We start from the raw sequence: 22,208 nt of genomic DNA, 5'->3' as shown, positions 1-22,208 counted from the left end.
GAGCTTGCCTGCAAATCCCTGTGGATCATGTGGTGTGAACGCCCGGATGTCGTAATTTCAACGGGTGCGCTACCCGGGCTCGCCAGCATAGTCGCCGGCAGGTTGCTTGGCGCGCGCACACTATGGATCGACAGTATTGCCAACGCACAGGAACTCTCCATGTGCGGTCGCGCTGCCAGGCGCCTCGCCCATACTACCCTTTCCCAGTGGCGACAGCTAAGTGACGGGAAATCGGTTTTTTACATAGGCTCGATTATATGACCTTTGCATTGATTACAACTGGTACCCAGCTTCCATTTGATCGCCTGGTACGCGCAGTCGACAAGTGGGCGCAAACCCATAGTGACATCGAGTTTCTAGCACAGGTTGGCGAAAACGCCTACGCGCCGGAGAATTTCGAAAGCCGCGCCTACATCGAAGGCGGCGAATACCAGCGCCTTGTAAAAAAATCTGACCTGATCATTTCTCATGCCGGGATGGGGTCAATATTGGCTGCAATAGAATGGCGAAAGCCAATCATTCTCTTCCCCCGATCTCACCTGCTGGGGGAAGTGCGCAATGCCCACCAACTCGCTACAGCGCAGTGTTTCCGCAGCGCCAAAGGTATCCACGTTGCCGATGACGAACCCCAACTTAACCTTTTGCTTGGACGAGCGGACTCGCTGGAATCGCCTGACTGCGCAAAAAATTCGAACACCAGCAGTCTGGTCAATTTTGTTCGCGAATTTATCCACTCTGAAAGAATTTCTGAGATGGCAGATCATATTACGGCCGCAGAAACCCAACCACCTGGTGTAGTCGAAGACAGGAAAGCGTGATGTTGACTCCAAAAGCCACAGAGACACCCCTGCGTCTTGGCATTTTTGGTGCCGCCCCGGATACCGGCAACCTTGGCGTCAGTGCATTATGCCACTCAGTATTGAGTGGCCTGGGAGGCCGTATCAACGATGCCGCCCTGACCGTCTTTGACAATGGCCGCGGCCTGCGGATGCGTGATTACCAGAGACTTCGCCTGACCAGGCCGGTTTCCCATTGCGGCATGCGGAATTCACGCAGGATCTACCAACATGACAGCATGATCAATATGCAGCTCACGGCAATGCTGGGAGGGACAGGCAATGCCAACCTTAACGCATTGAAAAATCTTGACGTGGCCCTGGATATCAGTGGCGGCGACAGTTTTACGGATCTTTATGGCGCCCATCGATTCCAGACAATTACCAGGACAAAACAGCTCTTGCTGCGCCTGCGGCGCCCACTGATCCTGTTGCCGCAAACCTACGGTCCATTCGCCAACATTAGCAACCGGAAGACGTCATCCGAAATCGTAAGGGCGGCAGACTATGCATGGGCGCGTGACGCTCGCAGTTTTGAATATTTGAAGGAACTGCTACAGGGCGAATACGATCCGCGGCGGCATCGACGGGGTGTAGACGTGGCATTTCTGCTGCCGCCTAAAAAACCACGGGCTATTCCTGAATGCCTTACCGAACCAACCCGGGAAGTGGTTGGCATAAACATCAACGGCCTAATCTATAACGACCCGGTTGGTGCAAAACAGAACTTTGGGCTCATGGCGGATTATAGGCGCGCCGTAGTTGAGATAGTGCGGCAAATTTTACGTGAAAGTAACTGCACCATTATGCTGCTCCCGCACGTGCTGACACCCACGGGGCACCCCGAGTCAGACCTGGACGCCTGTCTGGACGTGTGCAGGCAGGTCGGGAAGTCCTATTCGGATCGAATTTTCATCCCGGACGCTAACTATAACGACCAGGAGGCCAAGTGGATGATCGCGCGAACAAGCTGGTTTTGCGGGACGCGCATGCACTCCACCATAGCCAGCTTGTCCAGTGGGGTGCCGACGCTCGCAATCGCCTATAGCAAAAAAACGCTGGGTGTGTTCGAAACATGCGCGCAAGGACACAATGTCGTCGATCCCAGACTCCTGCAAACAGAAGAGCTCATCGAGCTCGCCGTTCGTAGATTTTCCGAAAGAGAATCTATACGCAAGCAGATTTGTGCGACCTTACCGAAGCTTCTCGAAACCGCAAAACAACAAATGGACGAGATCAGTAGTGCGTGTTGCGCACTTTCTCGAACGCCGGAAGCCGTCTTTTAGCGGCAAGTGACTGCAGGATCGAAAACGCAGCATGGATTGCAAAATAAAACCGAGCGTAATCATACCGGCTTTTAATGAGGCCAGAGGTATAGCCCGCCTACTTAGCGAAATTCTTCCTGACGATGAACCGGCCGACTACTCGGTAGTTGTGGCCTGTAACGGCTGCACCGACAACACCGCCAAAATCGTGCGCGGTAGATTTCCGGAGGTTATCTGCCTTGAACTGGACGAAGCCTCAAAAATTAATGCGATAAATGCTGCAGAAAACCTCGGGTTGGGATACCCCCGTGTATATGTCGATGCCGACATTGTCATAGACAAGCCCTCAATTCACAAACTCATATCCATTGCGTCGAGCAGCGACCAGCCAATACTTGTTGCGCCACGGGCGAGCATTGAGTTGTCTAGATCGAGCTGGCCTGTAAAGAGGTTCTATGCAACATGGCGTAAGACCCGCTTCTTTATCCAGGAGGGGTTTGGCTCTGGCGTTTACGCGATGAATTTCTCAGCCCGAAAAAAATTCGGAAAATTTCCTAAGGTAATGTCAGATGATGGCTATGTCCGAAAGGCGGTGGGCCAGGAATACACAAGGGTTTGCGAGGAGTGTTGCAGTCGAGTTTTTGCCCCCATGGACCTTGGCAGTCTTTTGAAGATAAGAACAAGGGGGAAGCTGGGGAAAAGAGAGCTGTCTGGTATGATGGGTTGCGCTGCTAATCAAGAGTCGAGACACAAAACCTTTCTATTACGGCCGCCAATCCTGGGTTTTTTGGTTTATTACACTGTTAATGCAATATCATTTCTGCGCGCCTATTACGTATACAGACGAACCAAGCCTTACGAGTGGGGCCGCGACAACAGCAGCCGGAGCGATGCCGGCACTGAATCCCTGTGAATGGCTGCTGATCCCGCAACAGCTTTTTTTGGTTCATACAAGGAGGTTTTCATATCATGAAACACGTGGCTGTAATAGGGCTTGGCTATGTCGGACTGCCGCTCGCTTCACTCTGCGCCGTGCGTGGATACCGGGTATTGGGGTTCGATAAAAAACATTCTGTCATAGACAGTATCAATAGCGGCCAATGCCACTTCCGGGACAAAAATGCTGAACTCTTGTTCAGTGAAGCCATGCAAAGTGGTAACTTCGAGGCCACCAGCCAACAGGAGCTACTGACTGACGCCAGCATTTATATTATCTGCGTGCCAACCCCGGTAGATAGCAGCCGCAACCCGGACTTGTCGCCGCTACTGGATGCCCTGGAGGTTGTCGGGCCGCACCTGGAGCGCGGGGATCTTGTCGTAATCGAATCCACAGTGTTTCCAGGGACTTGTGAAGATGTAGTCGCGCCAAGACTCGCGCAGCTTTCCAACCTTACACCAGGTCGCGATTTCTTTCTTTCCCACTGCCCGGAACGCATCAATCCCGGGGATGCATTCTGGCACTGCGGGAATATCCCGCGCGTAGTCGGCGCACTTTCTGACCAAGGTGCCAGACAAGCTGCTCTTTTCTACGCGGACATACTCGGTGGAGATATATTCGATGTGCGTACAGTGCGCGCTGCACTACGCCCCAAGTTTCGCAGTAATGAATATGGCCTTCAGGTCACGCAGGTGCCCCTCGGCAGTATCACCATGATGCGTTCCATCCGTGATGCAGAAGCGGTCAAGGCCATGGAGAATACTGTTCGCGACGTCAATATCGCCTTTGTCAACGAACTCGCAAAAATCAGCGACGCGCTAAAACTGGATGTCGTGGACATAATAAATGGCATGGCCACCAAGCCATTCGGCAAGGGCCCTTTTTATCCTGGCGTTGGTGTGGGCGGGCACTGCATCGCCGTAGACCCTGAATGGCTAAAAATGGCATCCCGACAAGCGGGCTTCATTCCGGAGATAATTGAACTTGCACGCGCGACGAATACTTCTATGCCGACCTATACAGTCCAGCTCCTGCAGGACTTACTGAATGAACGCGGCATGCCGGTCAAGGGAACACAAGTTGCCATACTGGGCACCACCTACAAGCGTGATACCGACGACCTGCGTGAGTCTCCTTTTTATCCCTTGCGAGATATCCTTAAGCGGAAAGGTGCCTCGCTGAGAGTCTTCGATAGCTGGAACCCGGCGGAAAACACCCACAGTGATATTACATCAGCACTTCATGGAGCAAAAGCAGCCGTAATTGTCACCGATCACACCGAGCTCAAGGCCGCTCTTTCCGGGGTAGACTTCGCCGGCCTTGGCATAGAAGTAGTAATAGACGGCAGGAACTGCCTGGATCCAGAGTCATTTGACGCAGAATCCGTCATTTACAAAGGCATCGGCCGCTGATAGCGGCCGTTAGTTTGGCACCCCGAATAATCATGCACCTGTTTAAGAACATAAGATCGATTGAAGACGTAAGACAGAGTCATCTCTGCACTGGCTGCGGCATCTGCGCTGCACTCGAACCCGAGCGCTATCAGATCCAAGATTTTGACGACGAAGGCCTGCGTCCAGTAGTTCTGCCTGGTGCGCCCGAGGCAAATGGCAAGGCGCTGGCGGCCTGTCCGGGTTTCAGGCTGGACCGCAGAACGCTCATCGCATCCGATCGCTGTGACCCGGACTTGCTACCGGATTGGGGCCCGGTCGAGCGAGTTGCGGAAGCCTATGCCGCGGATCCCACAATGCGCTTTGAAGGATCCAGCGGCGGCGCCGCTACTGCCATAGCCAGTTATTGCCTGCAGCAAGCTGGCATGTTGGCTGTGCTGCACACCGCTGCAGACCCACACAAGCCTTACGCCAATCAGTCCCGTGTTTCTGAGGATGCCTCTACGCTGAGGAGTTCCGCGGGGTCCCGATACGCACCTTCGGCACCCTGTGCGAAGCTCACCGAGCTCGGAAAACACGGAAAGGGCGTATTTATTGGTAAACCCTGTGATGTGGCTGCGATCTATCGCGCTGGACTTCAGGACCAGCGCCTCCAGGACTCGATAGGTGTGACGATATCCATTTTCTGTGCCGGCGTCCCATCTACGGCTGGCGCACTCGCACTGGCACACGAATCTGGCGCGCCCAGTTCTCATTCGATAAAGGCGTTGCGCTTTCGCGGTAAAGGCTGGCCCGGCAACTGGAAATTAGACTACGTTGACACCGGAGGATCTGCGCAATCCCATTCCATGAGTTATCAGGAATCCTGGGAATACCTTCAACGGTACCGCCAATGGCGCTGCTACATCTGCCCAGATCATACCGGTGAATTTAGTGACATTTCCGTGGGCGACCCCTGGTATCGCCCTATCAAACCCGGTGAAGCAGGCAGCTCCCTAGTTATCGCTCGCACTGAGCGGGGGGCTGAGATACTTGAAGGTGCTATTCGGGCTGGCTTTCTGAAGGTTACCAGAGAGGACAAGGCAATGCTCCCCGACTCCCAACCGAACCTTTTGAAGACGCGCGGCGCTCTGTGGGGAAGACTGGTGACGCTGCGCGTGCTCGGCGCCGCTGCGCCGGTTTATCACGGGTTTCACCTGGTGGGTGCGTTTTTCAGATACTGCACACCTGGAGAAAAAATTTCCTCAATTCTTGGTACTGTCAAGCGCTTTGTCAGGAAGCGCCTATATCAGCCGGCAGGATCAATCATCAGTAAGCCGGAACCTGCTACCCAAGCACAGGACGAGGCGGGGGTCTCATGAACGAAAGGGAAATGCCAGAAATTTTCGGTGGCGGGCTCTGGGCGGACCAAACCATTGTACACCCGCTGGGGCTTACGGTGCTGGCTGTCTGCCTCCTATCGCTGACCGTATTGCCCCGCCGGTACATGTTCTTTCCTCTACTGTTCCTGGCTGTCGCGATTCCGAGTGTCCAGCGAGTCGCCGTGCTGTCACTGGACTTTACCTTTCTACGTATTCTGATCCTGATGACTCTGCTTGTGGCCGTCGCCAGGGGCCATGTACGGGATATGCGCTGGATGCCACTGGATACCGTCATCGTAGCCTGGGCGCTCTGGTCGATTGTAGGTGGCGGTTTACAGGCAGGTAATCTTGGTGCGGTTGTCACACGCACGGGGGCTGCGATTGATGCCCTTGGCGCTTTTCTGGTTGGGCGGATATATATCCGCTCGATTGTCGATATACGTACGCTATGTATAGGCGTAGCCATACTTGCCGTGCCAACAGCCTGTATGTTTCTACTGGAACAGAGCACTGGCAGGAATCTGTTCTCGATTTTCGGTGGTGTACCCCCGGAGACAATTGTTCGCCAGGGCAAACTTCGTTGCCAGGGGCCTTTTTCACACCCGATACTCGCAGGGGCTTTCTGGGCGACTATCGTTCCGCTGTTCCTCGCATTCTGGCGTGGCCGTGACCGGCGCCGCTGGACTGTGCTACTTGGCGCTGGCTGCGCAACCTTTATCGTGTTTGCTACAGCCTCCAGTACTCCGGTCCTGACACTCGCAGCAGGTCTTGCAGGGATCATGGCATTTAGCCTCCACAGGCACCTCGCGCTGCTCATGTGGCTTGGGATCGGGGTTTTGAGCATACTGCATATTCTGATGGAGCAACCCATCTGGCATCTGATTTCCAGGGTGGACCTGGCCGGGGGGTCTACAGGATGGCACCGCTACAACCTGATAAACCAGTTCATACTCCGGGTCGATGAGTGGTGGATGATAGGTACCAGTTATACCGGCCACTGGGGCTGGGGACTACAGGATCTTACAAATCAGTATGTGCTGGAAGGCGTCCGCGGCGGCATGCTCAGGCTTCTTCTTTTTGCACTATTTCTGTACATGCTTTTCTCTCAGATCGCACAACGTTTGCGCCATAGCAATAGCCGTTACGAAAAGCAGGTTTTCTGGGGATGCTGGGTGTTTCTTTTTGCTCACGCAGCAGGCTTCATCTCTGTCAGCTATTTCGGCCAGATGACTTCTCTGTTTTTCCTGCTCGCAGGTGGCATAGCTTGCGCGAGCATGCCGGCTTGGGCTCCTCGCCCCTTGAAGAGGCCAACATCCATCCCGGTTACACCTCCCCGCTCAGGTGCAGCGGGCGGAAATTGAGTACAGCAGGTCCCATGCAGGTGGAAACATTACATGTTATTTTTGTCTGTTATAACTGCGGTGCAGATATTGTCAGCGTACTTCAGGACCTTTCGGCGGGAAATGGCGATTCCCGGCGCCTGTCTGTAACAGTAGTGGACAACGCTTCTTCGGACGACTCTCTGACGTGCCTGCGTGGTTACAGTTTCACCAACCTGAATATAATCAGCTCACCGGTGAACCTCGGGTTTGCCGGTGGTTGCAACCTAGCATTTGACCATCTGCCATCCCATGGCAGAGTGCTCCTACTGAATCCGGACGTAAGGGTGCCATACGACAGTATCGATCGGCTTATTTCCTTTTCCACATTCAGGCCTGAGTGCCTAATTTGGGGTGGCATCACCGTAGATAGCTATGGAAATTACGACGGGAAATGCGCATGGCGTGAGCCGAACCTTCTCGGTATCGCCTCCTGGGCATTTCTTTACAATGCGATTGCTGCTCGCATCGGCAGGCGCCTGCCCGGCTCCTATACCCTCTCCGACCTCGAGCTGAATTGCCATGTCGATGCCGTATCCGGGTGTTTTATGCTAGTAGACATCGCAACGCTAAAACGGCTAGGAGGCTTCGATGAAACATTCTTTATGTATTCTGAAGAGATCGATTTTTGCCGGCGCGCACGAAATCTGGGAGCAAAACCGGCGGTGTGCACCGACGCGGTGATCGAGCATGCGGGAAGCGCGACCTTGACGTCCTCTCGAAAACAGCACTACCTGATGACGTCGAAGTCGCTTTACCTGAAGAAGCACTGGCCGTCAGCACTGTATCGACTGGCAATGGGCGTGTTACTTGTTGGAAGCGTGATCAGAATGGGCAGCTATACCGCAGCGTCCTTGATCAAGCCCTCCCTGGGTGAAAAAGCAAAAGCCTGGCGAGGAATTTCGCTAGGCCAGGCCAAAGACTTGTTTGCCTGAACAGCCATTTTTTTGAATTGCTTTTCTTCAAAAAATGGCCCCTGACCTGGACGCCAGTGCAACCGGCAACCAGCTTAGCCGCCGGATCCCGGGGTACTCGCTCCAGAACCGGCGTCGATTAGCGAATTTCCTCCCCCTCCAAAGGCTGCATGAATTGGTCACGATGCCGCTGCAGGAACCCGATTGGTCGGTCCCACCATTTCAGTGCGCACAGTCGCTCACGCGTCTGCTCTGAGAACCTATAGCGCACTACTCTGGCCGGGGAGCCCGCTACCACAGCATAGGGAGGCACGTCTTCGACAACAACTGCGTCAGCTGCAATCACAGCGCCGTCACCGATATTCCGGGTAGGGTAAAGAATCCTGGCCCCTGGCGCGATAAAGACATCATTACCAACTGTGATTTTTACCCGATCAAGCTCATACCCTTCACTGAACCCGACACTCGCATGGTAGAACATAGCGTGGGTAGACAACGTATTACGTGGATGTTCGGCGTTCAAAAACTGTACATCGTCGCTGATAGAGCAGAACTTGCCTATTTTGGTCGAATTTCTTAGTGAATACTGGTTAAAGGGAACGTAACTGAACTCCCCAACCGTGATGTCATGGCAGCGGGCAAATAAATACCGCATTGTAGTGGAAAGGAGATGCCCCCCCTCAAGGCGTAAAATCGCGCGCTTTACCAGCTTCCGTATACTGGGCCCGCTTTGCTCATAGACCGGCGCCAGAAATTTACGCGCGATCCAGGACGTGCGCATTCCACCAAACGATCTTTCCTTTTCGACAGGCACGGGAACACCACGCCCAGACAACGCCTCAATCACAGACTCCGCACGATCATTATCTCTGGCGGAAGAGTTGATTTTCTGTTCCGAGGGTGCCGCGCCACGACCCAGTATTTCCCCAATCTTCTCAGAGAGCGCACCAACACTCGGGTAATCAAAAACCAGCGCAGGCTGTAGCCCGAGCCCATAGCGTGAATTGATTGCGTCGATTACCGAAAATACCTGCAGAGAGTGCCCCCCCAGATCAAAGAAGCTGTCATCTGCCGAAACCGACTTGGTTTTTAGAACGCTACAGAATATATGGCTAAGAACAGTTTCGAGCGATTCTCCTTCCGAAATTCCGCACTGGTCATCTTCTGGTCGCACCATATCCGGAGGCGGCAGTCTATTCCGGTCGATCTTTCCACTATTGGTCTTTGGCATTTCATCCACAGCTATGATCTGTGAAGGCACCATGTATTCCGGAAGTTTCTTGCGTAGGGATTGCTTGATCCCGTTGTCATCAAACGGGTGACCCGGCGTGTTGACAACATATGCTACCAGGACCTTCTGCCCTGAATCTGCCTCAATGGCGGTGACTACGCTTTGTCCGATCATCGGAAGGCCGCTGAGTTTCTGCTCAATCTCACCAAGCTCTATCCTCACGCCACGAATTTTCACCTGATGGTCTACGCGTCCGAGGAACCGGACATTGCCGTCCGGAAGTCGTACAGCAATATCGCCCGTGCGGTAAAGTCGCTCGCCGGGCACGTGCGGGTTTTTCAGGTAGCGTTGCTCTGTTAACTGCTCCCTGTTCAGGTAACCGAGCCCTACGCCGACGCCACCAATATGCAATTCCCCCGGCACTCCAACCGGACACAATGAGTCGTGCCGGCCAAGAATATAGATACCCGTATTATTGATCGGGCGGCCAAGCAGCCCGGTATCTGACGGACGCTCAACTTTCTGCAGCATTGAAATTACAGTGGTTTCAGAGGGCGCATATACACTCCACAGGCTGTGCCCGTCCGCAACCAATTGTTCCGCTACATCCCCTCCTGTTGCCTCGCCGCCGGTCAGGATCTTGACCTGATGACCGCCTCGCCATCCATTCTCTACCAACGCACGCCAGATTGCCGGCACCGCAAAGGCGGCTGTCACCCCATCTTGCTCGATTCGCCGTGCCATCTCCCCAGGGTCTAGCGAAAGGTTTCTGTCCCGAAGTAACAGCCTGGCGCCAGTGACCAACGGCAGGAATATTTCCATCGTTGCTGCGTCAAAGCTAATGGTGGAAACCGCCAGGAATACATCCTCCCGGGTAACCCCTGGCCGCTCCTGCAGAGAAAAGAGAAGATTGCGCAAGCCAGCATGGGTCAATACCGTACCTTTAGGTTTGCCGGTAGAACCCGATGTATAAACGAAAAACGCAGGCGATTCATCGAAAACCGACACGCATACTTTTTCTGCCTCTTGGTTTTCGAAAATCGGTGAATCCGGTTCCAGCAGCACTACTGAACTGTCGCACTGGCTCAGCTTTTCCTGGAAATCCCCGCAGGTCACCAGTATCTCAGGTTGCGAGTCCTCGAGCATGGTGGCAAGGCGATCAGCCGGAAAATAAGGGTCTACCGGAATGTAGGCCGCGCCACACTTCATCACTGCCAGCAGGGCAACCGGCAATTCCGCAGTACGATCAAGGCATACAGCCACTTTCGTACCGGCGCCTGCTCCAAGCGACAGAAGATGGGCGGCGACCTGGTTGGCGCGCCTCAAAAGGGTCGCGTAGTCCAATGTTTCCGTCGCCGTTACCAAGGCAGTTGAATCCGGATAATCCCGCCCCGCCTGCTCGACCAAATGGTGGGTATAAAGGCCCGGCGAATACTGGACTTCAGGTCCCCGCCAGGTTTCCAGCAGCGCGCAGCGCTCGTCTTCTGGCATGGCTGGTATTGACCAGATCTGCTGCTCAGGATTCTCCAGCGCAGCATTCAGCAGGGCAATAAAGTTCCGCCCCATTCGTACAACGGTGTCATGCGAAAAAATCTCGTCGCTGTACTCGATCAAGCCGTGCAGCGTGTCGTCAGTTTCCGATACGGCCAGGGTTAGGTCATATTTCACCCCATCCTGGTACAGTGGACGCAGGCGGCCGCGAGCCTCGCCGAGACGACAACCGTCTCGAACGTCACGGTAGTGAACGAACATATGCTGAAATATCGGCGCCATATTCGCCTGGCGATCTGGTCTGATCTCTGCCAACAACTCATCAAAAGTCAGCGAGCTATTGGCAAATGCATCCAGCGCCACTTCACGCACACGCTCAACCAGCTCCTGAAAACTCGGGTTGCCGGAAAGGTCGGTACGCAGTACCAGATTATTGATCAGGCAACCTATCAGCGGCTCTACTGCCGAGTGATTTCTCTGGCTTGCCGGCGTTCCGACAATTACATCGTCCCGGCCGCTATAGCGGTGCAATAGCAACTGCCAGCCCGCCAGCAGGACCATAAATGAAGTCACTTTCTCCTTTCCTGAAATTCTATGCAGCTTCTCGATGAATCCGGTGGGAAAGTGAATTTCGACTCTACCACCGCTATAGGTAAGAAGTTGCGGGCGCCGCTTATCCTGCGGTAACAGCAAGGGATCCGGTAGATTCTGCAGCTTGTTTTTCCAGTAGTCGAGCTGGCTACTATTGCTCCCGCTTTGTACCTGCCTCTGCTCCCAAGCCGCGTAGTCCGTAAACTGGTAGGCTAGATTTGGCGGATTTGACTGTTCCGCACTGTACAGCTTTTCAAGCTCACTGAGGAATATTCCTCCGGAATTCTGATCAAAAATTATGTGGTGAAAGACCAGTACCAGCCAGTGCCTTGTGTCACTTACCCGAACCAGACCGAAACGGAACAGTGGGCCGCGCTCAAGATTGAAACGCACACCCAGCCAGTCTCGAGCTACCTGCTCCGCGGCGGCATCCGGGTTGGGTTGAATTCCGACGTCCTGCATGTGCAGCGTGGATTCGACGTGCAGTTTTACCTGTTGCCAGAGCGCGTCATCTTTCTGATAAAAGGTCGTACGCAACACCTCGTGCCGCCGCACGACCCCTTCAAGTGCAAACTGCAATCGCTCGGTATCCAGACTACCTTCTAGAACTAAAGTAGTGGCGACATTGTAACGCGCCTGGCCTTCATTCAACTGACACGCGAGCCAGATGTTTTTCTGTGCAGATGACGCTGCTAACGGCAGCTCTCTAGAGACATGCGACAGTGGGCAAACTAGATTCTGGGTCGGGTCATTACAGAGCTGTTCCACTCTGGCGGCGATCTCTGAAAAATCCGATGCCTCAAATATATCTCGCACCGGCAGGTCAACCTGGAAGCGCTCACGAATGCGGCTGTTCAAGCGTGTCGCGCTAAGCGAATGTCCACCCAGCTCAAACATGTTGTGATTGATTCCCAGATCACGGCGCGCAAGAATGTCGGCGGCGATCGAGAGTATTTCCCGTTCGTAATCATTGCTTGCATCAACTGTCGCCTCTTGCAGCAGGTTTTCTCGTGGCTCAGGCAACCCCTTGCGATCCACTTTGTTATTCTGCGTTTTAGGCAGGGAATCCATGGCCACGTAATAACCAGGAATCATGTATACGGGAAGGGTCTTTCGGAGCTCGGTACGCAGGTTGGCGGGATCTGGTAATTCGCCACTTCCGGTCACGATATACGCAACAAGCCGTTTTTCACTGTCTATATCACGTGCTACTACAGCGACTTCAATTACGTCCTCAAGCCTTGCTAGTGCAACCTCTATCTCCCCGGTTTCAATGCGAAAGCCATTGACCTTGACCTGGTTGTCCATGCGGCCCAGGAATTCGATCCGGCCTTCTGCATTGCGTACGGCAAGGTCACCGGTCCGGTAAAGTCGCCGCGCCGGCACGAGTTCACTTGACACAAACTTATCTGCATTGAGTTCTGGTCTGTCCAGATAGCCTCGCGCGAGGCCCTCTCCGCCGATATGCAACTCACCGGGAACACCGAATGGCTGCAATACGTCATTTCTGCCCAATATCAGGAACTGGGTATTGGCGATAGGTGCCCCTATATAGCGGGCCTGGACAGGATCGCTAATTCGCTCCACCGCAGACCAGATCGTAGTCTCAGTCGGGCCATACAGATTCCACACCTCAAGCTTGCGCGCGAGCAGCTGTTCGGCAAGATCCTCACCCATGGCTTCGCCCCCACACAGCACTCGGAATTCCGGATTACCCTGCCACCCGCTCTGGAGCAGCAGTCGCCAGGTTACCGGGGTCGCCTGCATCATGGTGATGTCATGCTGCTCGATACTCGCGGCCAGCTTTTGTGGGTTTGTGGCTGTTTCTCGATCGGAAAATACCAGTCTTGCGCCACTGACCAGGGGCAAAAAAATCTCCAGCATCGCGATATCGAAACAGACCGTTGTTACCCCCTGGATCACATCCTTGGTACTGATACCCGGGGCCTGTTGCATTGCACTCAGGAAATTCACCAGCGCCCGCTGAGTAATCTGGACTCCCTTGGGCTTTCCGGTTGAGCCGGAGGTATAGATGATATAAGCCAGATTATCCGGCGTTCCAGGCTGGGCGAGATTGGAGGTTTCCCCGCTCTGGAAAATGCTCGCCTCGGCCCCGACCTCAACAACTGGTGCAGGAGCATTATCCAGTACTCTCCTGTTCTTGCGGTCAGACAACAGCAGGTCGACCTTGGCATCGTCCAGCATCATCTGGATCCTATCCCGGGGAAACTCCGGATCGATAGGCACAAAGGCCGCACCAGCTTTCTGTACAGCAAGCAACGCCACAATTAGGTAAGACGTTCGATCCATGCAAACGCCGATCAATGTCTCAGGCTTGACGCCATGAGTCTGCAGGTACGCAGCCAACTGGTTGGCTCGCCCATTCAGGGTTGCGTAGGTAAGCGTTTCATCAATACCCACGACCGCGATCGCCTGGGGTTCCTGTTCCACCTTTCGTTCTACAAGCTCTGAAACAGTGAATGAAACTGGAAACTCCCTCTCAGTATTGTTCAAATGAGTAGCCAACATATCCCGTTCCCCAGGCGCGAGCATTTCCAGCGACCACAAAGTATTCTCTGGTGACTGACAGGCACTCCTGAGCAGGCAAAGGTAATAGCCGAGCATGCGGCCAACGGTATCGGCGTTATACAGGTCTGTACGGTATTCAATAGCTACGGACAGGGTATTTTTATTTTCAACGACATAGAGTGAGAGATCGTAGGCAGTACCCCCTGAGTCCACCGGCAGCAGCTCCAAATCGAGTCCGCCAAGTTTCAGCTGTTCAGTAATTTTGCTTTGATAGACGAAATAATGCTGAAAAAACGGTGCTTGATTAGGCTGCCTTGACGGCGCGAGTTTGTCGATCAGGTATCCAAAAGGAATCTCATCATTTGTGAGTGCCTCAATACAGGTCTTCCTCGTGCGCTTGAGGGCCTCGATATATGGCGGATTCCCAGAAAGATCAGTGCGCAGAACAAGATTATTCAAAAAACAGCCAACCAGTTTTTCCGTATTAAATTGCTGCCGCCTGCCACTAGGAGTTCCCACCAGTATGTCATCGCGACCGGAATAGCGCTGAAGCAAAATCTGCCATGCGGACAGCATCAGCATAAATCGGGTCGCCCTGGCTTCGCGCGCGAGCTTATCGACAGCCTCCAGGAGGTCAGAGGGAATTTTGATGAACATCTGCCCGCAGCGTGCACTGGCGACCTCCGGTCTGCGTCGATCACCTGGCACCATCAATGGATCTGGCAGATTTGCGAGGCGACCCTTCCAATATTCCAGATCCGTGTCATACGCTCCGCTCTCTATCCTCTGCAACTCCCGTCTAGAAAAATCACTGTACTGCATTTCCAGAGGCGGCAAATCTGGTTTAGAACCGCTAGCGAATGCACCATAATATTCATCCAGCTCGCGCAGAAAAATGCTCAGGGAACTTCGATCAAAGATACTGTGATCAAATGACAGGCCTACCCAGACTTCATTTTTCGCCATGCGGTATAATACGCAGCGCAACATATGGTTGCCATCCACCGATAGCGGTTCGGTCAACATCGTATTGAACAACGTCCTCGCGCGCTGCTCCCGCTCGTCCTGTGGCAGGCATGAAAGGTCTGTTTTCGCAATCGCAACTTCGCCAGCTGCGCTTACTCTCTGTAACAACCGGTCGCCCTTCGATATAAGGGTGGTACGTAATACATCGTGGCGTGCAACTACTGCATTCAATGCCTTATGAAATAGCTTCGCATCGAAATCACCGCATATCCGGATGAATGAGGCAACATTATTCGCTCCTGATCCGCCGTAGATTTGCTCCATTGTCCACAATTGCCGCTGAATACTACTTGCTGGTGCAAAGCTAGATTCCTGTATAGCCTGCAATGGAATCTCCTCCTGTTCTACAGTTCCGGTGACGGCCTCGCGCACTCTTCGCCCGAGCGCCTGCATGTCATCTGTCTCGAAGATTTCTGAGATTTTCAGGTCAATGGAAAACCGACGGTTTAGCCGTGTCAGCAATTGTGTAGCCGTGAGGGAATGCCCCCCTATATCGAAAAAATTGTCGGTTCCTTCTACTGAGTCGCACCCGGTGACATCGCGGCAGATTTCAATGACTGCTCCGACAAAATCATCATTAGTGCCGGCCATTGGCCCAACAGATGGCATAGCTGCTTGCTTTCGATTCGGATCCTCTGCAACCGGCAAAATTTTCTCGTCAGTATCAGGTGCCATGGCAAACGCATCAATCGATAGATGCGGATCTTTCACCGCGGCACATAACAGGCTCAGGTAATCATCTACAATGGCTTGCGCGGTTGTCCGATCAAACAGATCTTCACTGTATTCCAGTACCCCGCTAAAACGTCCGCTCTCTTCGCGCACCTGCAGCAGTAGATCGTACTTGGCCCGCTTTGTATCTGACTTCAGCCGCGTGACTTCTACTCCAGGAAGATCCCGGGGAGCGTAGGCTGCGTTGTGGTAAAGAAACATATGCTGAAAGAAGGGCGTCAGGTTCATTTCCCTGCGGGGATTGAGATCCTCCACCAGACGCCCGAACGGTACTCTGTCATGGCTGCAAGCATCGAGTACTGTCCTGCGCACTCGCTGCATTAATTCAACAAAAGCCGGGCTGCCTGAAAGATCCGTACGCAATACCAGATTATTAATAAAACAGCCAATCAGGTTTTCTGTTTCCGGTCGGTACCGACGCCCGCTCGACGTACCGACAATTAGGTCCGCCTGCCCGGCGCGGCGGTAAAGTAACAGATACCATGCGGAAAGCATGACCATAAAGTGCGTAGAGCGTTCTCCGCGCGCGAGAACGCTCAGTTTCAGGCCAACATCGTCCGGCACTTCACAACGCACAAGACCCCCGCGATACGAGGGTATTTTCGGACGCGGACGGTCCGTCACCAATTCCAAATAAGGAGGAAGATTGTCTAATTGCCTGTGCCAGTAGGCGATATGCGAATCCAGTGCACCGTTTTCCTCCTGCTCAACCTCCCACGCCACGTGATCGGAAAATTGCAGTGGCAGCTCTGCGAGCGGAGGCTTTTCGCCACCCTGAAACGCCTGATAAAGTTCGGCGAGTTCGCGGAAAAGAACTCCGGATGAGCTGTGGTCATATATGATGTGATGAAAAACGAGTGACAGAAAGTATTCCCGATCTGACAGCTTGATCACCCGGAAACTGTAGAGAGGCCCCTCATCCAGCATAAAACACCTGGCGCCGTTTTCACGAACCAGCTGCATGGCCCGGGCCTCCCGTTTCGCCGCGGGCTCTCCGGTCAGGTCCTGAACCTCCAGCTCAACCTCTTTCGCTGGACACAGCTCCTGCCAGGGACCGTTGTCATCCGAAGGGAAGATACTATCCAGCACTCGATGCCGCCGGACTATTTCAGTAAGTCCGCGGTGCAGGGCATCAATATTCAGTTCACCTCGAAGGCGCAGCATATTCACGATGTTATACGCTGCATTGCCCCCAAGCATTCGACAAGAAAACCAGATACCACGCTGTGCCGCGTTCAATGGGTTTCTCGTTTCACTAGCCCCAGCGGCAGTCACTTCTGACGAAATTGGCTCCTTACTGCGAATATCCTCAATATGCGTGGCCAGTTCACCCAGTGTTTCAGCCTCAAATATATCGATTATGCCGAGGTCGCACCCGATCAGTCGGTTCAGTCTAGACAGCAACTGGGTCGCCACCAGAGAATGGCCTCCAATATCAAAAAAGTTCTGCTCGAGTGCTATATCTGAGCGGCCCAGAAGGTCCGAACAAATTTCCAGAAGGATTTCCCCAGCCAAGCTGGATCCCACAGCGCCCTCTTCTTTGTGCCAGGTTTTCGGCGGCCTGGAGCGCGCTCCCCGATAGCCATCCGTATTATTTTCCGTCAGGGCCTTTCGATCGACCTTACCATTCGCTGTATATGGGAACTCCTGCACTGCAATAAACGCAGACGGCACCATGTATTCCGGCAATACTTCACCTAGCTTTTTACGTAATTCCTTGCGTAACTGCGACGGATCTTCGCCTCTGCTTTCCAGAAGAACATACGCCACCAGCTGCTTCCGCTCCTCTTCACCCCGCACAACGACGACCGATTGACGTATATCCTGTTGTGCATCCAGAACGGCCTCTATCTCCTGCAATTCGACCCGGTAGCCCCGTATTTTGATCTGTGTGTCGATTCGGCCATGCATCCTGAACTCACCTGTACCCAGGCGCGTAGCCAGATCACCTGTCCGGTAAAGCAACTCACCCGCTTTCCATGGATTCTGAATGAATTTCTCACGGGTCAACGCCTCACGATTCAGGTATCCGCGAGCAAGGCCTCTCCCTCCTATCAACAGTTCCCCGGGCACACCATCAGGTTGCAGCGAACCGTGTTTGCTCAAAACCACCAGATCAGTGCAGGCTATCGGATAGCCGATGCTCAATGCATCCGTCGGTTTCTGCACCTGTTTCACGGAAGACCAGATAGTGGTTTCAGTTGGGCCGTATAGATTCCAGACTTCGATGTCGAGGGCGATCAACTGCTCTGCGAGGCTTTCTCCCATCGCTTCACCGCCGCACAGGACCTTGAGCCCTGGAGTTCCCTTCCAACCGTACTCCAGCAGCATACGCCAGGTCACCGGAGTCGCCTGCATGATGGTTACTCCATTTTCCTCCATGCTGCGCGCGAGCAGTGCGGGATCCATCGATGTTGTCCGGGGACTGATAATTAGGCGTGCACCCGTTACCAGCGGAAGGAAAATTTCCAGCATAGCGATGTCGAAACACACCGTTGTCACGGCCTGTACCACATCCTTATCGGCAATGCCCGGGACATCAGCCATCGAGCCCAGGAAATTCACTAATGCGCCCTGCTCAATCTGGACCCCTTTCGGCCGGCCGGTAGAACCAGAGGTATAGATGACATAGGCAAGATTGGATGGCTTACCCAGATGGAACAGGTCACTGCCGTCGCCATCCGCAAGGATATGCTCGAGCTTGTCCAGTATCAGAGTCTGAACTTCGCCCAACGAGAGCTTTTGCAAATGCTCCGCCTCAGTGACCAAGAGCCCTGCACCGCAATCATCCAACATCGCCTGCAGGCGCGCGCTGGGATAAGCCGGATCCATCGGCACATAGGCCGCACCCGCTTTGAAAACCGCCATTAAGGTGGTGACAAGGTCTGCAGAGCGCTTCATGCAGACTGCAACCAGCGTATCCGGGCCGGCCCCGTGCTCGCGCAGGTAACGAGCCAGGCGGTTTGCGCGTGCATTGAGTTCTTTAAAACTCAGCGATATGTCACCTGCGATCAGAGCAACGCGATCCGGGTGCGTCGCCGTACGCTGTTCGAACAGTTGCGCAACAGTCCTGTCATCGGCGAACCTGCCGCTCCGCGGCGGAGGAAAAAAACGGCCGAGCTCAGATGCTGAGTACATCTGCAAGCGTGAAACTGGCAGGTCCCGGTTTGCAATGGCCGCATCCAGCAGTGTACAAAAATGCCTGGCCAGTTGCTCTGCGCGTTTCCTGCTGTAGAGACCAAAGCTGTACTCTAGGGTTCCGGTGATGCTATCACCTTCCTGTAACAGCGATAGCGTCAGGTCGTATTTTGCAGAGCGGCTATTAAGTACTACTGGCTCGGTTTCCAATTCCCCTATCTTTCCGACGAAGTCTTCACGCTGACGATAGATAAAGAAATTGCGAATTTTTGTCGGAACTCGATGCTGGACTGAACCAAAATCGCGATCCGTCAAAGTACAAGAACCCGCCCGCTCCCGCTCGAAAGCCTCGAGTACAGAGGTTCTGCTGCGCGCCAGCAACTCACCGAAAGTCGGGTCATCGCTTATGTCTGTACGCAACACAAGACTGTTCAGAAAGCAGCCGATCAACCCGTCAGCCCCGGGGTGAAGACGACTGTCCATCGGCGTACTAACCAAGATATCGTCCTGGCCTGTATATCGTTGCAGCAGCAGCTGCCAGGTAGCCAGAAGTAGCATAAAGGGCGTCACTGATTCCGACCTCGCCAGTTCCACCAGGGCATGGCAGTTAGATCTGGGTATCCGCAATTTAACGCGCCCACCGCGGCCTTCTGGGCGCCGCGTACTACGCGTGTCTGGTGGAACCTGGAGGTTGTCAGGCAGCTCCCCCATTTCACTCCAATACGTTGCGCCCCGCGCCGTTTCCCGCTGCCTGCCTCTACTCTTGAGCCAGATACAGTAATCAGCGAACTGGAGAGAAAGTGGCGCGAGCACGAGCGGCTTACATTTCGTGCGCGCTTCGTACAACTCATCCAGTTCAGAGAAAAATATTTCGCTTGATCTGAAGTTGTCGTAAACGAGATGGTGGAAAACAGCGACCAGGAGGTGTTGGGAATCATCCACACGCAGCAATACGAAGCGCCACAGGGGACCTGCCTCGAGGTCGAAGGGCACATTGAAAACCTTCTGCGCTTGACTTACGGCCTCTGCGGACCCCGCTACATCCTGGCGAGTCAATTCGAAGCTTTTTGCCGCTTCGATGCGCTGGACCGGCCGCCCATCCACAGCCGGAAAAACTGTACGCAAAGCCTCGTGCCGCACGATTAGCGAAGCCAGCGCCCACTCCAGCGCGTCTACATCCAGCGCCCCCCTGATCCAGATCGAATTGGAAAGATGGTACGCACGGCTGTTCGGCTGCTGCTTCTGGAAGCGCCACAAGAAAGCCTGGAAATCGCTGGGCTCTAACGGATCACGACGTTCCGGAACGCTATATTCAGATTCGCTGGTTCTGTCGTCGCAATCGATAATTCCGTCGACATACCGCGCAATACTTACCAGGTCCGGGGCGTCGAAGATAATTCGAATGTCACAATCAATACCAAAACGCTCGTTCAGAGCTGCAACCAGTTGGCCCGCTACCAGCGAGTGACCGCCGAGATCAAAGAAATTCTGCTCCAAACCTATCCTGTCACGACGCAGCAGGTGCGCACAAATATCCAGTACCGCGATTTCGGCAATGGTCCGCGCTTGTCCGCTACCCACATCCGTAAGTAGCCGCTCGTGGGTTGGCTCCGGTAAAGCCAGACGGTCTACCTTGTTATTCGGCGTGCGCGGCAAAGCTTCCACTAGAACAAAATGCCCCGGAACCATGTGTGGAGGCAATTTCTCTGAAATTTTCGCTCGAATGGCAGATACACCTGGCTGCCCCTGATCAGACCAAACGATGTATGCAACCAGTTGCACGTCACCATTGACTGCCCTGGACATCACGATAGCGTCCGCGATTTCTGGCAGCGAAAGCAGCGCGCACTCGACGTCACCCAGTTCCACCCGATAGCCACGAATAGTGACCTGAAAATCCCTGCGTCCCTGATGCACAAGCATTCCATCGGACGTCATCAAGGCCATGTCGCCCATACTGTACGTCCGCACGCCGTTACGCACCCCAAATACACGGCCCGTGGCTTCGTCATCGTTCCAGTACCCTAGTGCAACATAAGGGCTCCGAACGACAATCTCGCCAAGCTCCCCTTCGCTGACTTCCTCCCCCTCTTCGTTCAAAAGAAGGATTTCCATGTCCTCGACCGGGTATCCAATAGGCACGACTTCCCATTCGAGTTCCGTGTTCTTGTCGATTCTAAAGTACCGTACTGTGCCTGTTTCCGTCGCACCGAGTCCCGTATAGAACTCCACGTCTTCAGAAAACAGCTTGCGGGCAAGCAAGACATCATCTTTGAGAACGCGTTCGCCTCCAAAGATCGCAAGGCGAACCTGGTACCCCCCTTCCGCTGGCGAGAGCTTGCCGAATTCCCTGAATACTGTGGCAATGGTATGAAACACTGTAATTTTACGAGTCTGTAACCACTTGCCAAGCCCGCCGATACCATCTCTGTTCAGTTCATAGGGAAAAACCGATGCTCCGTTTAACAGGGCGGTATACAGGCCGACGGCATTCCCCATAACGCTACAGGAGTACAACAGACTTACACGGTCCTCCTCTGTCATTTTCTGAAGATTGGTGCGTCGCATGGTGGCGTGGAGCATCGTGCGATGGCTATGCATCACACCCTTCGGGCGGCCCGTGGACCCAGAGGTATACAAAATAAATGCGAGTCTGTCTGGAGAAAACTTCTGCTCCGGATTACCAGCGTCGGGCAATTCCGAAATTCCCTCGATCTCAAGAAACTCAACCTGGTTGCCACAAACTGACTGTGCCTCGGCCAGAAACCCAGAATTGGTAATGCAGATTGAAATCCCTGAGTCTTCAACGATGAACCGATTCCGATCCCCGGGAAAAGCCGGGTCGATCGGCACGTACGCGTAGCCTGCCTTGAGTACGCCCAGGACAGAAGCAATGAATTGGATACCCTTCTCGAAATACAGTCCAATCCTCGGGCACTCCTCTTGCAAAGCTATTCCCTGCAGCGACCTGGCGACCCGGTTTGCGTACTGATTGAGTGCCGCGTATGTCATCGACTCAGTGGAATCTGTTACCGCCAAGCGGTCGCTAAATTTGTCGACCTGCTTCTCGAATTTTGACGCCAGGGTCTGATCAACTTCGCTGATGTCGAATACGGAGGAGATTTTTTTGGGCTTGGAGACGACTGTCATCAGTATTATTTCGCAATTTTATTTTCTTTCAGCCCTCAGCCGCAGTCGGTGCAAGTATCGGGCTGCCGGGCATGTTTCTTAGCGAAAAAATTATAGTTAATAGAATCGGCAGGATTGCCATATGGAATTTAATTTAGCTTTTTAGACGCCATTGATTGCCGAACCAGTACACTACTTTCGCGCCGCATTTAGGCAATGCAACAGCAGTTCGGAGACTCGACGATTATACTAATCACT

8 protein-coding genes are annotated in these 22,208 nt (G+C 53.8%); 7 read left to right on the top strand and 1 reads right to left on the bottom strand.

Features of this window, described 5'->3' with window-relative positions; translation table 11 throughout:
* The first annotated feature begins 257 nt into the window (after positions 1-257).
* The 7 genes from QSJ80_RS10335 to QSJ80_RS10305 are packed head-to-tail and all read left to right on the top strand — an operon-like array spanning position 258 to position 8,104.
* Positions 258-818, top strand: a complete 561-nt coding sequence (locus QSJ80_RS10335; protein ID WP_285764373.1) for a glycosyltransferase — start codon at positions 258-260, stop codon at positions 816-818.
* Complete coding sequence (locus QSJ80_RS10330) at positions 818-2,122, top strand: polysaccharide pyruvyl transferase family protein (RefSeq protein ID WP_285764372.1); 1,305 nt, start codon at positions 818-820, stop codon at positions 2,120-2,122. The genes QSJ80_RS10335 and QSJ80_RS10330 overlap by 1 nt, the downstream gene beginning before the upstream one ends.
* A gap of 31 nt (positions 2,123-2,153) precedes the next feature.
* Entirely contained in the window at positions 2,154-3,014 is an 861-nt protein-coding gene (locus tag QSJ80_RS10325) for a glycosyltransferase family 2 protein (protein WP_285764371.1), read from the top strand.
* 56 nt (positions 3,015-3,070) lie between these two features.
* Positions 3,071-4,450, top strand: a complete 1,380-nt coding sequence (locus tag QSJ80_RS10320; RefSeq protein WP_285764370.1) for a nucleotide sugar dehydrogenase — start codon at positions 3,071-3,073, stop codon at positions 4,448-4,450.
* Positions 4,451-4,482: 32 nt separating this feature from the next.
* Entirely contained in the window at positions 4,483-5,790 is a 1,308-nt protein-coding gene (locus QSJ80_RS10315; RefSeq protein ID WP_285764369.1) for a Coenzyme F420 hydrogenase/dehydrogenase, beta subunit C-terminal domain, read from the top strand.
* Positions 5,787-7,151, top strand: a complete 1,365-nt coding sequence (locus QSJ80_RS10310; protein WP_285764368.1) for a hypothetical protein — start codon at positions 5,787-5,789, stop codon at positions 7,149-7,151. Before QSJ80_RS10315 ends, QSJ80_RS10310 begins: the two co-directional genes overlap by 4 nt.
* 14 nt (positions 7,152-7,165) lie before the next feature.
* On the top strand, positions 7,166-8,104 hold the full coding sequence (locus tag QSJ80_RS10305) for a glycosyltransferase family 2 protein (protein WP_285764367.1): 939 nt from the start codon (positions 7,166-7,168) through the stop codon (positions 8,102-8,104).
* A gap of 118 nt (positions 8,105-8,222) precedes the next feature.
* Here QSJ80_RS10305 and QSJ80_RS10300 read toward each other — a convergent pair whose 3' ends face one another.
* Positions 8,223-21,971, bottom strand: coding sequence for a non-ribosomal peptide synthetase (locus tag QSJ80_RS10300; RefSeq protein ID WP_285764366.1), 13,749 nt, complete (start codon positions 21,969-21,971; stop codon positions 8,223-8,225).
* Between the last annotated feature and the right edge of the window lie 237 nt (positions 21,972-22,208).

Origin of the sequence: Biformimicrobium ophioploci, assembly GCF_030270605.1 — a bacterium.
Taxonomy (GTDB): Bacteria; Pseudomonadota; Gammaproteobacteria; order Pseudomonadales; family Cellvibrionaceae; genus Biformimicrobium; species Biformimicrobium ophioploci.
This window is presented reverse-complemented; position numbering and strand designations above follow the sequence as displayed.

Coding starts and splice junctions, on each gene's coding strand:
- QSJ80_RS10325 (WP_285764371.1), top strand. CDS start 2,154: ATGGATTGCAAAATAAAACCGAGCGTAATCATACCGGCTTTTAATGAG.
- QSJ80_RS10335 (WP_285764373.1), top strand. CDS start 258: ATGACCTTTGCATTGATTACAACTGGTACCCAGCTTCCATTTGATCGC.
- QSJ80_RS10320 (WP_285764370.1), top strand. CDS start 3,071: ATGAAACACGTGGCTGTAATAGGGCTTGGCTATGTCGGACTGCCGCTC.
- QSJ80_RS10315 (WP_285764369.1), top strand. CDS start 4,483: ATGCACCTGTTTAAGAACATAAGATCGATTGAAGACGTAAGACAGAGT.
- QSJ80_RS10300 (WP_285764366.1), bottom strand. CDS start 21,971: ATGACAGTCGTCTCCAAGCCCAAAAAAATCTCCTCCGTATTCGACATC.
- QSJ80_RS10310 (WP_285764368.1), top strand. CDS start 5,787: ATGAACGAAAGGGAAATGCCAGAAATTTTCGGTGGCGGGCTCTGGGCG.
- QSJ80_RS10305 (WP_285764367.1), top strand. CDS start 7,166: ATGCAGGTGGAAACATTACATGTTATTTTTGTCTGTTATAACTGCGGT.
- QSJ80_RS10330 (WP_285764372.1), top strand. CDS start 818: ATGTTGACTCCAAAAGCCACAGAGACACCCCTGCGTCTTGGCATTTTT.